Annotated in this window: 9 protein-coding genes; 4 read left to right on the top strand and 5 right to left on the bottom strand. The window is 48.7% G+C overall.

Annotated elements, in window-relative coordinates:
* Positions 1-80: 80 nt before the first annotated feature.
* The gene (locus SAPGRDRAFT_RS06115) at positions 81-3686 is read right to left on the bottom strand and encodes a VPS10 domain-containing protein (RefSeq protein WP_002658033.1); all 3606 of its coding nucleotides are present in this window, start codon (positions 3684-3686) and stop codon (positions 81-83) included.
* A 529-nt stretch (positions 3687-4215) separates the two neighbouring features.
* Positions 4216-6270 carry a T9SS type A sorting domain-containing protein gene (locus SAPGRDRAFT_RS06125; protein WP_002658035.1) on the bottom strand — a complete coding sequence of 685 codons (2055 nt, stop codon included), beginning with the start codon at positions 6268-6270 and terminating at the stop codon, positions 4216-4218.
* 304 nt (positions 6271-6574) lie between these two features.
* Here SAPGRDRAFT_RS06125 and SAPGRDRAFT_RS06130 point away from each other — a divergent pair, with 304 nt between their 5' ends.
* Positions 6575-8212: a M1 family metallopeptidase gene (locus SAPGRDRAFT_RS06130; RefSeq protein ID WP_002658037.1), complete on the top strand. Its 1638-nt coding sequence runs from the start codon at positions 6575-6577 to the stop codon at positions 8210-8212.
* Positions 8213-8469: 257 nt separating this feature from the next.
* Here SAPGRDRAFT_RS06130 and pnp read toward each other — a convergent pair whose 3' ends face one another.
* Both pnp and rpsO read right to left on the bottom strand, forming a co-directional pair.
* Entirely contained in the window at positions 8470-10692 is a 2223-nt protein-coding gene (pnp, locus tag SAPGRDRAFT_RS06135; protein WP_002658041.1) for a polyribonucleotide nucleotidyltransferase, read from the bottom strand.
* A gap of 323 nt (positions 10693-11015) precedes the next feature.
* Positions 11016-11309 (bottom strand): 30S ribosomal protein S15, encoded by a 294-nt coding sequence (gene rpsO / locus SAPGRDRAFT_RS06140; protein ID WP_002658042.1) that lies wholly within the window; start codon positions 11307-11309, stop codon positions 11016-11018.
* Positions 11310-11519: 210 nt separating this feature from the next.
* Between rpsO and SAPGRDRAFT_RS06145 the strand changes: the two genes are divergently transcribed.
* Together SAPGRDRAFT_RS06145 and SAPGRDRAFT_RS06150 are read left to right on the top strand one after the other, a co-directional pair.
* Positions 11520-12995 (top strand): hypothetical protein, encoded by a 1476-nt coding sequence (locus SAPGRDRAFT_RS06145; RefSeq protein ID WP_002658044.1) that lies wholly within the window; start codon positions 11520-11522, stop codon positions 12993-12995.
* Positions 12996-13062: 67 nt separating this feature from the next.
* Positions 13063-14022: a hypothetical protein gene (locus SAPGRDRAFT_RS06150; RefSeq protein ID WP_002658045.1), complete on the top strand. Its 960-nt coding sequence runs from the start codon at positions 13063-13065 to the stop codon at positions 14020-14022.
* Positions 14023-14210: 188 nt separating this feature from the next.
* On the opposite strand, the gene SAPGRDRAFT_RS06155 is transcribed toward SAPGRDRAFT_RS06150, so the two are convergent.
* Complete coding sequence (locus tag SAPGRDRAFT_RS06155; RefSeq protein WP_002658047.1) at positions 14211-15002, bottom strand: SMI1/KNR4 family protein; 792 nt, start codon at positions 15000-15002, stop codon at positions 14211-14213.
* A 94-nt stretch (positions 15003-15096) separates the two neighbouring features.
* On the opposite strand from SAPGRDRAFT_RS06155, the gene upp reads away from it, so the two are divergent.
* A complete protein-coding gene (upp, locus tag SAPGRDRAFT_RS06160; RefSeq protein ID WP_002658048.1) occupies positions 15097-15756 on the top strand; it encodes a uracil phosphoribosyltransferase in 660 nt (219 codons plus the stop codon).
* The last annotated feature ends 153 nt before the right edge of the window (positions 15757-15909 follow it).

Consider the following 15909-nt stretch of genomic DNA (forward strand, 5'->3'; position numbering starts at 1 on the left):
CAAAAAGCGGCAGTCGATTTAAATCGACTGCCGCTAGGCAGGACCAGTACTTGGCCCATAAAATTTAGTGATTGACTAGATTAGGGCGCCGCCTTAATAAAGGGCTTAGAATAACTAAAGTCATCTGTTTTGATCGTTAGAATATAGGCCCCATTGGCTTGATTGCCCAGATGAATTTGGCGTTGGAGCTCAGCTTGGGGCTGGTCCACTTCCTCCCAATAGAGCAACTGCCCCAAAGCATTATGGATAAAGATTTCCATCTTATCTTGTTGTTTGGGCAGCTCGAGCGTAAACTGCAAGTTAGTTTGAACGGGATGTGGGAACAGCTCTAAAGCTAGGGCGGGCTTAGCCGATTGGCTGATTGCATTAGTGAGGTCTACCGTTACCAAAAGGCTATCTTGATCGCTACAATTATCTCGTAGGGCGGTAAGGACCACCCAAAACTGCCCAGCTTGGCTATAGTTATGGCTGAGGCTAGCCAAGCCGCTAGTATTGCCATCGCCTAGGGTCCATTGGTAGCTAGCGGCATTGGTAGAGAGCACCGACTGTAAATTGAGGCTTGCCCCTTGGTCCAAATACAACTGTGTATTACTGCTACTAATTTGGGCCATAGGAGCTTGCTGTTCTGTAATTTGGATGGTCGTGCTACTTTGTTGGCCTTGCCCATCTTGCACATAGACCGTATAATTGCCTGCAGCCAAATTATTAAAGACTGCATTGGCTTGAAAAGAGTTGCCATCTAAGCTATAGCTATAGTTTCCGTCTCCACCAGAGGCCGAAGCGGTTAGGCTAGCATTAGTTTGGCCACAGCCCGCCACCGTAGCCTGTGGAGTTCCAGCCAGCAAAGGAGCGGTTTGGTTGAGGCAAAAGGCATTACTTTCTTGGGTAGTAAACTGCCCTGTACTATTGACTAAAATATTGCCTTGGGCATCTAGGAGTTGGTAGCTTCCGCTGCCGTAGCTACAGCAGATCCCATCGCCATAGCTATCATAGACATTTAGGGTAAAGCAACCGTCTCCTAGGCAGACATTTTCAATTTGGCTATTGGCCCCATTGGCATAGCTTCCGCCGCTGGCCAAGACTTGGCCATTTTGGTCCAGGACCTCCCAAGAAGTTTCTGAAGCATAATTATCAAAATCGAGGACGAGGTTTAGTTCATTGGGTGCATAATTAAGCTGAACTTGTTGCTGTATGGTATCGGCTCCATGTTGGTTTTGGACAATCAGGCTAGCGGTATAGCTACCCGAGGCTGGATAATGCACCTTGGGGTTGGCCAAAGTAGAGCTAGCGGGACTACCGCCGGGGAAGCTCCATTGCCAGCCGGGGCTAGCATTACTAGAGAGGTCGGTAAACTGTAGCGAATCTGAAGCACAAAGCAACTGACTATTATACATAAAGCTAGCTGTAGGAGGGCTGGGGATACTCCCAAATAGATCGGACTCCCAAACGCCACGGCCATAAGTAGCTGCTCTAATTTTATCAATCCCATCATGGATTTCCAGTTCATAGACCGGGACATTGGGCAGGTCCGTCATATAAGACTGCCAATTGCTGAGGGTAGAATCGGTATAATAAACCCCCACGTCGGTCCCCACATAAATGCCATTATGCGAGTTATTCTGGTAGACAATACAATTGATGGGCAGATTGGGTAGATTCCCAGATACATTGGACCAAGTTTGTCCCCCATCGCTAGTGCTCACTACTTTTTCGCCAGCATTATAGCCAGAGAGGGCCAGCCAAATTTGGTCGGGATTATTGGGGTGGATCGCCACATACTTAATTGCTGAATTATTGGGCAGGTTTGGGGTAATGGTAGACCAATTTTGGCCGCCATCGCTTGTGCGGTAGAGGGTGCTATAGGTCCCGGTATAAATATAATTTGCATTAGAGGGGGCAATATGTAGATAGCGAAGATTAGAGCCCGTTCCAAAATTTGATATTTGGGTCCAGTTATCACCACGGTCGGTAGTTTTCCAGACCTCCTCATAGCCGGCAAAGAGTTCGTTGGGGGCTAGGGTGTTAATTTGGTAGGGGGTAATCCAGGCGCCACCATTGGCATTAGCGGGTTTGATGCTGGACCAGTTTTGGCCGCCATTAGTTGTTCTTCTGAGGGCTCCATTTTGGATACAGCCGTACATAATCTGGCTATTGCTAGGGTCTATAGCCGCCTCCATGCCATCGCCACCTAGGGCGTGCAACCAAGTTCCGTTTTCTAGATAATTGGTTCCATTATCTTGGGCCCCGCCAATTATGCGGTAGGCACTTTGGGCCGAAACGCCAATGCGGTAAAACTGTGTAATTTCCATCCCTGCCGAGCGGAAGGTCCAAGTAGCCCCCGTATCGGCAGAAGTAGAAAAACCGCCATCGCTACCGCAGTGCAAAACAGCCCCAAAGAAATCTAGGGTATGGATATCGGCATGTACATAGCCGAGGTTATTGGGGTGGACCCAATGCGTTTGGCAGCGCCAGTTGGCTCCCCCATCATTAGATTTCCAGACATTGATCCCGCCAGCATAGACCTCATTGGCATCGCTGGGCGATACCGCTAGGGCCATATCATACCAGCTTTGGCCGCCGGTTCCGCTACCATCGGTTTCATAGGTAAAGATATTGGGCGAATTAGATTGCAGGCTAAAGCTTTGGCCGCTATTGGTAGAGCGATAAATGCCATAATAACCGGCGTCGCTACTTGCGCCAAAGAGGATATAGAGATAATTGGGATTGGCGGCAGAGACGGCAATAGAGGCTCTATTGACATCGGCGGCGGCGGGTAGGCCCACCGTAATCTTGCTAAAAGTTTGGCCACCATCGGTAGACTTATACAGCTCGTCGGTGCAGGCATAAACGGTATTGGGGTCTCCGGGTTTAAACTCTACATCTCGCATGCTGCCTGTTTGGGTTCGGCTCCAGTTGGTCCCTCCATCTGTTGTGCGATAGATCCCATTATTGGTAGCGGCAAAAATAATTTGATTATTTGTGGGGTGCATAATCATTCTGCGGATCAGGCGGTTGCGGCCTGTAAAGCTCAGGCCTGTAGTGGACCAGTTGGCTCCTCCGTCTACTGACTCTAGGACGCCAATACTGTAGGTATCGGAGCCATCGCCATCGCCGGTGCCGATATAGAGGTGATTAGAATTATTGGGATCGATAAGGATAGCGGAAACGCCTAGTACGGGCAGATGGTCCGTTAGGCAGCTCCAAGACTGGCCGCTATTTGTGCTTTTCCAGAGGCCACCGGAGGGGGCGCCGGCATAAAGGACATTTGAATTATTGGGGTCGGTGGCGGTACAATTGATACGGCCATTTCCGGGGTTCCAGCCCGTTTGGTTGGTCCAATTATTTGGGCCAAGGGGCTGCCAGTTAGCGGAGCGGCTGCCCCAATTTTGGCCTTGGCGGTATTTATTTTTGAAGGCGAGATGTTCCTCCCAGGCCTTATTGGGTCGGGGGCGTTTGCCATGCGGGAAAGAGCGGTCCTCCATAAAGAACTCCCAGCGTTTGTACTGTTTCCAGCCTTTTCCTCTTTCGTATGGGCGGTTCCCCCATTGGTTTTCAAAGGCTTGTTGGACCTGATTAAAATTCACTTCGGGCTCTTCTAATAACTCGACCCAAGTTTGGGCAAAGAGCGAGTTGCCCCAGCTGCATAGGCAGAGCAGCAGTAGAGTTGTTTTGATAGTTTGATTCATAAGCTTTGTTTTGGCGGAAAGAATGCTCTAAAATAACTTATAAAGGAGAAAGAACGGCTAGCAGCCTGTCCAAAAGACATATATATTTGGCCTTAAACTGATAGGCAGCTAGCGATTTAGCGAGCTGGGGGGCTGACTAAGGGGATAGTATAGCGCTAACATTTTGGCTTTAGTGGTAAAATATGAGTATTGCGTATTTATTTGGCCAAACAAAAGCGGAGTCTGACAGAACTGCCTCAATTGGCAGGCTAGAAAGAGTAGGTCGAATGGCCGAAGGCCATACTGGCCTAGCGATGTGCAGGGGTGGCCGTCAGGCCAGACCGAGGCGGCAAAGCCGCCGAAGGGCCGAGCAGACCTGCGAGCCCCGAAACGACAACAAGAACTTTAGTTCGCAGTTCGACGACCGAAGGGAGTAACCGCCGCAAGGCCGCAGGCCGCAGCGGAGGCCCCAAAAAACAGATAAATCAAAAGAAAAGCCCTAACTGCGCAGCGGCAATTAGGGCTTCATTATGATGGCTAGTTTTATATTCTATTTTTGGACCAGAAAGCGTTTCATGCTAGTATTTTGGCCGGCGGAGAAGCGCAGCACATAAATGCCATTGGGCAAATCGTTAATATCGACTTGTTTGAGGTGGTAGCCGGCCTCGAACTGTTGGCTTTGCAAAACATTCTTAACTAGGCGGCCATTCATATCATAGAGTTGGATTGTAATTTTGTCGGAGGAGACGGTATGGAAAGGGATATTGATGGCATCTCGGGCGGGGTTGGGGTAGAGTTCTTGGAGTAGAGATACGCCAGACTCTTGGACGGGTGTAATAGACTTAATATTGGTATGTCGGTAGCTGCCATCGGTCATTTCTTGGCGGAAGCGATAATAAAGCACCTGAGCTTGGGGGAGGTCTTGGTCGATATACTCATATTGGCTATCTAATTCGGCAGTGCCATAGGCGGGGATAAAATCGATATCTTCAAAGTCGATAGCATCAAAAGAGCGTTGGACAAGGAAGCCTTCTTGATCTTCCTCATACTCTAGTTCCCAGTTCAGTTTTGCGCTATTGCTTGCCTCTTTATACTCCAGATCAAACTCCTTGAGTTGGATAGGGAGTAGAGGGCCATTGATGGCTTCGCGGAAGACCCAATCGCATTGAGCACCGGCATTGCCGTCTACTACCAATACATAGCTACCTGGGGGTAAGGAAGCGATACTCAATTGGACGGCGCCAACGCCTACTGCGCAGCCATATCCGGTTTCGCTGGCGAGGTTGCAGCTGGGAGAAGCGGCGGTACCTGAATTGGAAAACACCCCTAATTGAGCAGCGGCGGCGCCACCAGTACAGATCATATTATCTACGGCAATATTGAAAGGGCCTCCGGTATGGTCAAAAGTATACCAGACCATATTTTCGTTGGAGGACCAGACTGCATTTGTTCCTGAATTGCCATCGCCATCTTGGCAGAGGCCACCGGGGTGGGCGCCTGCGGTCCAGGAGCTGATATCGGGTTCGGCATAGGGGCCAGAATCATCAGAAGTTGCTTGATAGTTGCAGCCTAAAGTAGAGAGTGGCATAGCGGTATAGCAGCGATCTGCGGGAGCGATAGGTTGAATTTGGTTAATGGTAATATCAAAACCTTGGTCATCTTCTTCCCAGATGCGGACCCAGACCTCTTCATTGGCTCGGCCATCCACACGGATTTCGCCATCGCTACAGCCGATAAAGCAAGAAACGGCATCGCAGCCTCTATACTGTAGGCCCGAGCAGCTTCCGTTGGAGCTAGTATACCAAGCGTAGGCAATATTGGTATAACAGGCAAAGCCAGAGCAGCCTCCATTATTTTCAAACTGGATAATCACTCCTCCAGAAGAATCGGGGATAGTCGTACGAACCCAAACATCTTCGGGAGAGCTACCATCGATATCGCAAGAAATTCCTGCGGTGCTATAGCTATTTTGAGAAGCGTCGGCGGGTTCGCGGGCGCGGATAGGCACATTTAAAGACATGGTAGATTGTGTACCATTGCATTCATATTCGGGGGCGGTGGGCAAGACATAAGGATCGCTACATTCGTCCTTACATAAATCGCCGCCAGTAATTCGGTATTGGAGGGTAATGCGCCAAGTGACCGTACTTCCACTACCACAGGGGTCGCCGCTAGCGGTTGCCGTATAGGTGTTGATTGTGGTGAAGCTAGTTTGGTTAAGGTTCAGGCTAGCGACGGGAATACTAATTGTTCTATAGCCGGTATTGGCATCAGAGCCAAAGCCATCATCCTCAAAGCCTCGCCAAACGAAGGTAAAAGAGGGAATTTCGCAATCATAGGTTTCTGAAAAGAACGTATTGTTAATTGTTCTCCAACCAGGACAGTCGGTATCTCCAAACTCTCGGTCATCATCATCGCTGGTTCCAAAAGCGTCTGTAATTTCAAAGTCCCATTGTGGGTCAGAGTCGCCGGCACCCCAGCCATCCATATCATCTACATTAGAGTAGACCTGCGAGATGCGAAACTGCACCGTTTTCTGAGCCATTAGCGGCGAAAAAAAGAGGCAAAAGGCCCCTAATAAAGATAATGTATTTGTCCAATTCATAAGCTTATTTATTTTTAAGTTAGGCGATACATTATATAGAGGAGGAAAGCCTAACTTTGGTAAATTATGGTTGATCTTGAATAGCTCATTTCAGCTAAAAAACTATCCAAATTATTTAAACTAGTAGAACAAATTTAGTCTTTTCTTGAATAGTTCGTCTATTTTTTAACAAAAACTTAGACATAGTGCCCCCTATATACAACTGACATCCAGCATCATAGGTACAAAACAGTCAAATTCTAACAGCCCTAAACAGCCTTCTTCTTTACAACAATTTTGCAAAAGCAGCTAATTATCCCGCTCCATGAAAAACGTTCTCTCCATATTATTTTTATTTGTGACTATCTTTTTTGCAAAAGGGCAGTTTTCTGCAGCGGATAGTCTGCGAGGTGGGCTCAGTCCCCTGCGTTCTTGTTATGATGTAGAATTTTATGATCTCTATTTGCAGATAGATTTTAATCAAAAGTCGATTCGGGGCCTCAATAGCATTCGTTATAAGGTCTTGCAAGGCTTCAATATGATTCAGCTAGACCTTTTTGAGAATATGAAGATTGATAGCATTCTGCATGGGAGTCAACAACTTGATTTTCATCGGAAGGGGAATGCCTTTTTTGTTGATTTTGGCAATATGCAGCCTGCTGGCATCACCGATGTCATCACGGTCTATTATCATGGCCACCCTATTGAAGCCCAAAACCCACCTTGGGATGGGGGCTTTATTTGGCGTAAGGACGAGGCGGGCAATCCCTGGCTGGCCGTTTCTTGCGAGGGTATTGGCGCTAGCCTTTGGTGGCCCAATAAGGATCATTTATCCGATGAGCCCGATAGTATGCGGATCAGAACGATTGTGCCCCCCAACCTAATGTCGGTCTCTAATGGCCAACTCCGCTCGGTCTTCAAAAATCAATATGTGGCCAATTATACTTGGGTGGTCACCTACCCCATCAATAATTATAATGTGACCCTCAATGTGGGCAATTATACGCATTTCGAGGACCGCTACACCTCCCCTACCGACAGCAGCCAGCTGGCCATGGATTATTATGTCTTGCCCGAGCATCTGGAGCAGGCCAAAACCCAATTTAAGCAGGCCCATGAGGTCCTGGCTACTTTTGAGCAATACCTCGGCAAATATCCCTTCTGGAACGATGGCTACGCCTTGGTCGAAACGCCCTATTTGGGCATGGAACATCAGTCGGCCATTGCCTATGGCAACCAGTTTAAAGCGGGCTACCTTGGCCGCCACCCCGAGGGTATGCCCGAGGATTTTATTATCCTTCATGAAACAGGGCACGAATGGTGGGGCAATAGCGTCAGCTGCCGAGACCATGGCGAGATGTGGCTGCACGAAAGCTTTTGTACCTATATGGAATCCGTTTTTATGGAGGAAAAATATGGTCCCCAAGCCGCCGAACGCTACCTAAAATTCCAATACCATTATATTGAGAACAAACAACCCCTACTCGGCCCCCTACATGTCAATTTCCTAGGCAATGATTCCGATATTTATTATAAAGGCGCCCAAATGCTCCACAGCCTCCGCCAATGTTTCCAAAATGATAGCCTTTGGTGGGCCAGCCTCAAGGGGTTTTACCAAAAGTACAAAATCAATTCGGTCAATACCCAAGATTATATTCAGTTTGTCCAAGAGTTTACGGGCCAAAATTATGGCTATTTTTTTAAGCAGTATCTAGAGGAAACCCAAATCCCTAAACTCGAATATGAGGTCTACAAAAAAGGCCGAAAACGCTTTATCCGCTACCGCTGGACCAACTGCCGCCCAGATTTTAAAATGCCCGTTTTCTTAATCAATGAGCAAAATGAACGCCTAGCCCTTTATCCAAAAACAGAGGAATGGCAGAGCCAAGCTATCAGCAAAAAGAGAGCTAAAAATATCCAGTTTGCCTATGCCCTTTTCTTGCTCCAAGATCTTAATGATTAAGATAAATAAGGTGTTTTGGGGCCTCCGCCTCCCTTCGGTCGTCGGCGCTACGCTTCAGGGCTCGCAGGTCTGCTCGGCCCTTCGTCGCTTCGCTCCTTGGTCTGCGGCTGCGCCGCCCCCTTTCGCATCGCTAGGCCAAATGCAAGTCTTGCGCTTCGGCCATTTTGGACCAACTTCTTTGCGCTTATAGGCGGCCCCATAAAAAAGCGCCCTGTTTCCATAGAAACAGGGCGCTCACTTTATCGGCTAACTAGAAGTTATCGGCGATTATTTCGGCCACCGCGATCTCCACCACGGCCTCCGCCACGACGATCATCATTGCGATCACGCTTTTCGCGAGGAGGACGCTCTACATAGCCCTCGGGCTTTTCAAGCAACACCTTGCGAGACAAACGGAATTTTCCAGAACGAGGATCAATTTCAAGTAGTTTCACTTGGATCGCCTCTCCTTCTGTCAATACTTCTTCTACATTTTCAATGCGTTCCCAAGCCAATTCAGAAACGTGAAGGAGCCCCTCACGGCCAGGCAAAAACTCGATAAAGGCGCCATAAGGCATCAACTTAACGATTTTTGCATCATAGACTTCTCCTACTTCAGGCTCGGTAGTAATTCCCTGAATAAAGGCAGCGGCTTTTTCTACATTGGGTTTTTCACCAGAAATGCGAACATAACCTTTGCCCTCTTCTTCAGTTACAGTAACCACTGTACTGGTCTCTTTTTGTAGCCCTTGAATCACCTTACCACCAGAACCAATCACGGCACCAATATAATCGGCATCAATGATGATCAGCTCCATACGAGGCGTTTGAGGCTTGAGATCTTCCCGAGCTTCAGACATGGTTTCATTCATTACGCCAAGGATGTGTAGTCGTCCCTCACGAGCTTGTAGCAAGGCCGTGCGAAGCAACTCATAATCCAAACCGTCAATCTTGATATCCATTTGTACGGCACAGATACCATCTTCGGTACCCGTTACTTTAAAGTCCATATCGCCCAAATGGTCCTCATCACCAAGGATATCGGTAAGAACAACAGAGCGGCCTTTACCGTCGGTAATCAAACCCATAGCAATACCAGAAACGGGCTTGCGGATAGGTACACCAGCATCCATAAGGCCCAAAGAACCTGCGCAAACGGTCGCCATAGAAGAAGAACCGTTAGACTCTAGAATGTCTGAGACAATACGTACAGTATAAGGATAATCTTCGGGCATTACACGGGCCAAAGAACGGCGAGCCAAGTGACCGTGGCCTACTTCCCGGCGGCTAGTCCCTCTTGGACGTCCCACCTCATTTACAGAGAAAGGAGGAAAGTTATAGTGCAGCAAAAAGTTGTCATTGTGCAATGACAGAGCAGTGTCAATCAAGGCCTCATCCATTTTAGACCCCAAAGTGACGGTGGTCAAGGATTGAGTTTCTCCACGAGTAAAAAGGGCAGAACCGTGAGGAGCGGGTAGGTAATCTACTTCACACCAGATGTTACGCACCTCTGTGGGGGTACGGCCATCTAGGCGTTGTTGCTTACTCAAGACCACCTCACGAGCACACTCTTTCTTGAGGGCATCAAAGTAGCCACTGAAGAGATGAGACATTTCGCCCCAAGCTTCTTCGCCAAACTGTTCTGTTAGGGCGGCTTTGGTTTCGTCTTTTAGTGCTTTAAACGCATTTTTGCGGACCTTCTTATCAGAAGGAGTGCCTGCAATATCCATGAGTTTTTCGCGGCAAGCGCTATCTACAGCGGCTTTTAGCGTTTCGTTCTCTTCTTTTTCCGCTACGGGGCGGTTTTCTGTTACGCCTTTTAGCTGGCGAAGTTCGAGCTGCATTTTGCATTGCTCTTTGATGGCTTCATGGGCCACTTTGATTGCCTCGATGAGTTCCTCCTCTTGGCATTCATCGGCTTCCCCTTCTACCATAACGATATTATCCATGCTACCGGCAATGATAAACTCCATATCGGCAGTTTCTAGCTCTGAGCGAGAAGGGTTCACGATAAACTCGCCATTGATACGAGCAATGCGCACCTCTGAGATAGGTCCAGCAAAGGGAATATCAGAAACCATAAGGGCAGCAGAAGCGGCAAAGGCGGCAAAAGCGTCGGGTAGGGTTTCTCCATCGGCAGAGATGAGGAAGATAAAGATTTGCGTCTCGTTGAGGAAGTGATCGGGGAAGAGCGGGCGGATGGCACGGTCTACCAAACGAGAAGTAAGGATTTCATATTCTGAAGGGCGGGCCTCTCTACGGAAGAAGTTGCCGGGAATACGACCTGCAGAAGCAAATTTTTCGCGATAATCTACTGAAAGAGGAAAAAAGCTCTGATCAGGGCGGGCTTCTTCAGCGGCTACGGCAGTAGCCAAAAGCATAGTGTCACCATAGCGCAGTACAACTGAACCATCGGTAAGGGCGGCAAGTTTGCCAGTTTCTAGTGTGAACTCCTTACCTGCAATAACTGCAGAGGTGCTCAAAGGGATTTGTTTACCCATTTCTAATAATTGTTTAAGATAACGTCTGACAGCAGACCTCCTTAGCCTGCTGCTAAAAATGCAATTTGTTGTATTGCGGACAAGAACTGTGGCTAAAACAGAAAGGCTTGCGGGCTCTCTGTTTTATTTATTGCGTGTAGAAGGCGCGAAGCGCCTGGACTAGCGATGCGAAAGGGGGCGGCGAAGCCGCAGACCAAGGAGCGAAGCGACGAAGGGCCGAGCAGACCTGCGAGCCCTGAAGCGTAGCGCCCGCAGCTTGCTGCGGGAGGCCCCTAAAAAACAAAAGGGCCTCTACTAAAAATAGCAGAAGCCCCAATGGTTTCTTATTGATTGCGGCCCAAAGTATCGCGGATACCTAGTTTAGCGATCAACTCACGATATTTGAGAATATCTTTCTTTGCCAAGTACTTGAGCAAAGACTTACGGTGACCAACCATTTTGAGCAAAGAACGACGAGTTGCGTGATCTTTGTGGTTGGCTTTTAGGTGCTCAGACAAGTTTTTGATGCGGAAAGATAGCAAAGCTACCTGGCCTTCTACTGAACCTGTGTTGCTGGCGCTGCCTGCGTAAGTTTCAAAAATTTCGTTTTTGGTCTCTTTAGAGAGGTAAGTTGCCATTGTTTAAAATTTTAAATGGTTTACTAATCAAGATTGCTGAGAATCATATCTTAGCTGGGGCAAAAATACGATAAATAGGGGGATAAGGAATTTTTTTTTAGGCCTTTTTCAATTTTTCAGGCATTTTCGACTATCTTCCTTTGTCTTTGAGGCAATATTGGCCTCTAAAGGCCCTATCCCTGCACCAAAAAACGAAAATTAAAGCCAGTCATGGGCAAAAAAAAGTATCAGAACTCTGTAGAGAAGACCTTGCTCGAGTGCGAAGCGATGATTGACCACGCTTTGGCCGAGGGCAAGAAGCTTCCCCCCGGTCTCTTGGCCAGCCTCAAAAAATTTAAGCTCTACCAAGATTATGTAGAAAATGGGCCTGTTTCGGATGGCAGCCGAAATGCCAATGGAACTCACCCTTTTCTGGAGTATAGCCGCCGCCAAACCCTTGGCGGGATGGCCCATCGCTCGGCCCAGGCCGAGGAGCTGCACGTTCCTTCTCAGGAAGATATGATTAACCAATTGAGTATGGTGCATGAGGATTTGACCGCTGCGGTTTATCCGGCTCAACCTAGCTCTATTGTGTTGTTGGAAGAGCAAAAGAAGAGTGCTTTTCGCTTTTTGGGGCCTATTCCCCTCATTCAGCGGATGACCTTTGTGGCCATTATTGCCTTATTGACCTTCTTGGGGCTATTTATGTTTGAGGAGGTAGATGCTCGCTCTGTCAATGGAAATATCCTGGATTATCAGGATCCTATGAAGTTTTTGCTCAACCAGCTATTTATTTTGGCCATTGCAGCCGCTGGTGCCTCTTTTTATGCCCTCTTTGAGGCCTATAAGTATATATCTAATGCCTCTTTTGATGCCAAATACGAGTCTATGTACTGGATTCGCTTTATTCTAGGTATCGTTTCTGGGGTGATTTTGGCCCAGTTTATCTTTATTGACCCTACGGTTTATGGTGGCGATGCCTCTGAGGTGGCCAATCCCGCCCAGAGCCTAGGTGGCTTTATTACCTATAAGCCTATTTTGGCCTTTTTGGGCGGGTTCTCGGCTAGAGTGGTGCACAAAATCCTTACTTCTTTGATTGAAAGTTTGGAGACCTTTATTAGTGGCTCTGCCCGCGATATGGTTCGCGCCCGTGAAGAAGCCGCCAAATTGCAAATGGAAGAGCGCCTCGCCAATGTCAAAAGAGAAAATTCAGTTAATCAGGCTAGCCAACGCTTTGAGGCCGCCCTCAAGCTGCTAGAACTACAACGCAAACTGGAAAAAACTGGCGATGCCCAACAAGTTAATAGCCAACTGCAAGCCATGATTAACGATGAGCTGGCCAATGTGCAATCGGCTACCGGCGCCAATGTTCCCAATAGCTTTGTGGCCCCTACAGAAGACCCTTTTGCCAATAATACAAATGGCGAAAATGAAACCTATGGCTTCAATCCAGAAGATATGCCCGCCGATTTGACGGTCATGCCCGGCGATATTCCCGTTCCTGTGGCTACAGAGGAAAGCAGAGATGAGTTTCCCGCTATGCCCGAAGAGCTGCCCGAAATTCCCGAATATCCCGAGAACTTTGGCGAGGAGCTTCCGCCCCTAGACCTAAATCAGGAGGAGGAATTTAAGGAGCTCGATATTCCCGAGGGCTTCAATGAGATCGATCAGGATATTCCCCTCGATCCGCCTCCCTTTAAAGACTAATTTTATAGTACCTATACCCAAAGGCTGTTAGATAATTGAACTAACAGCCTTTTTCTTTTCTTGCACTATGAGCCGCAAAAATATACTCATCCTTATTCTGGCCATGCTGTTTTTTGCTATCTGGCTGTCTCTAGCCCAGAAGTATTACTATTGTGTCATCTTAGCGCAATGTGGCCCCCCGCCCCCCCCTGTCGATAGTAGCCAATTGGCCCATATTCCCAACGACCTTAGTGTCTCGGCAGAGGGCTTTCCCCTCTGGGAAAATTATCCAGAATTTGAGTTTGATTATGGCAGTACCGCCCCGCTCTACCTCCCCAAACAATTGGCCCTGCTCGAAGAGATGGCCCTGCTGCTCAAAAGCCAACCCCAAGCCAAACTGAAGATTATTGGCCGCTATAAAAAGGAGGAAACCCTGCCCGAACAAGCCAAACGCTACGGCAATTTGGGCCGAGCCCGCGCCCTGAGCATCGCCGATAAATTGATGGCCGAATACCAGTTGCCCAGCCAACAAATCTATATTCTAGGCGATACCATGCCCCTAAATAAAAAGGCCTTTTATATCGATTTAGAGATTATTGGCTATCTGCCTAGCGGCCCAGAACAAGAAAAAAAGGAGGCCGAACGCTTCCGCCAAGCTTATCTGCAAGATATTAAGCGCCTGACTTATGATGGCCGCATGGCTTTTTTTCGATCGCCCGATCAACGCTTTAAGTTAGCGCCCCCCGTTTTTGGCGAGTATCTCGATAGCTTGCAAAATTATTTGGCCCAAAATCCACAAGCCCAACTGATTGTTATTGGGCATACCGACTCTAAACTAAATGGCCAAGCCGCCCAGGAGGAAGCCCTCAGTTTTGCCCTGCAAACCAAGGCCTATCTAGAAAATAAGGGGATCAGCTGCCCCATCCAGACCCAAAGCCGCTCCAATCAAGAGCTCTTGCAAATGGATACCTTAGCCGATGGCAGCCGCGCTTTGTATAAGGCGGCCCAAAACCGCCGTGTAGAAATTTTAATCGAAGAGGTTCCTTAGTAGGAGGATGTTTTGGGGCCTCCGCCTCGCTTCGCTCGTCGGCGCTACGCTACAGGGCTCGCTGTTCGCTCGGCCCTTCGCCGCTTTCAGCGGCTCGGTCTGGCCTTCGGCCCCCCTTTCGCATCGCTAGGCCAGCAATTGCGCTGATGAAAAATAGAATAATAGTGCCTACATCCAGTTTGGACCAACTACTTCCTAAACTCCATTCCTTTGCGCTCATACATCTGTTGCCAGAGCTTAATCCCATAGCGGTCGGTCTCTAGCCAATACTGAAACCAATTGAGCAAAGAGGGGCTATGCCACCAGCAGGCGGCCTCCCAATCTTCATCTGGACCTAATAGTTCGGGATCAAAGGCCCAGACAGGGGCCTCAGGGTTTCGGCTATCAAAGAGGGAGTAGACCCCAGTGCCCCAATGCAAAAAGGGGATGAGATGTGGGTAATGCTGCCAAAAGGCCCTCTGTTTTGGCTTGGCCTCTAAACTTTTGCGAGCGGCCAACAAAGCGGGGCGGCCCAAATTGGGCAATAAGGCCAACAGGCCGCTATCTGGTCCCCAGCCCCCGGCCAAGCCATTATATAAATAGAGTTGTTGGAGCAAAGGGGGCAGGGCAAAGGGCAGGCGCTCTTCTGCGGCTTGAATATCCTGCCAATGCTGCTGCAGCTCCCAAACCCCAAAACTGGGCCGTTGCGGAAGCAATTGGGCCAATTTGCGCCAATCGCTCCAGAGCTCGGTTTGGGGGCGCCAGGCTCCCGCTTGCCAAGCTAGGCGGAACTGCGGGTAGAGCTGTCGCCAGCCCGATTTGAGGGCCAATTCTAGGGCAGCGGATAGTGTTTTGGGGTCGAGTTTATCGCTGCCTTTGGCCTGTTCTATCCGCAACTGTTGTTCGGGCAGGAGAATGGGCCAAATGCGCCATTCGAAGCGTTGCGGTCGAAAAGCTTCTTGAAGTTCGTAAGCGTAATTTTCGCCAAAGGCCCAAAGCATAATATAAAGGGATTAAAGTGGTCAAAGTCTTGGGTTGAAGATACAAAATTCCTATTTTGCCAATGCTTCTTCCATCTAAAAAAAGCCTTAATTTATGCCTGCTCCTATTCATAATTTGTCCTTAGAAAACTCTATTGCCAATCAATATGTAGCCGAATTGCGCTCCGTTGATATTCAGCAAGACCCCATGCGCTTTCGCCAAAACTTACAACGTTTGGGTGAAGTTATGGCCTATGAGATTAGCAAAACCATGGCCTATCAGGCAAAAACCGTAGAAACGCCCTTAGGCGAAGCCGAAGTGGCCCTGCCTATTGAGCAGCCCGTTTTGGCCACCATTCTGCGGGCGGGTTTGCCCATGCACCAAGGCTTGTTACATATTTTTGATCGGGCGGATAACGCCTTTGTTTCGGCCTATCGTCGTCATCATAAGGATGGCAGTTTTGAGATCAACCTAGAGTACGTTTCTTGTCCAGAACTAGAAGACCGCACCCTTATTATTGCCGACCCCATGTTGGCCACCGGTGCCTCTATGGCCATGACCATAGAAGCTCTATCGGTTTATGGGCAAGCTAGAGATATTCATGTTGTGGTGGCTATTGCGGCGGCGGATGGCATTGAGCACATTCAGCGGATGCACCCTAGAGTTCATATTTGGGCTGCTGCTATTGATGATGAACTAACGGCCAAATCCTATATTGTTCCGGGTTTGGGTGATGCGGGGGATTTAGCCTACGGCTCTAAGATTCAGGATTAGGAAAAGATTTTTGCGTCTAGAAGCTGGCGGAGCCAGCTGGCCTAGCGATGTGCAGGGGTGGCCGTAGGCCAGACCGAGGCGGCTTTGCCGCCGAAGGGCCGAGCGAACAGCGAGCCCCGAAACGTAGCGCCGCAAGGCGAAGCCGCCGCGGAG

The organism is Saprospira grandis DSM 2844 (assembly GCF_000275825.1).
GTDB lineage: Bacteria > Bacteroidota > Bacteroidia > Chitinophagales > Saprospiraceae > Saprospira > Saprospira grandis_A.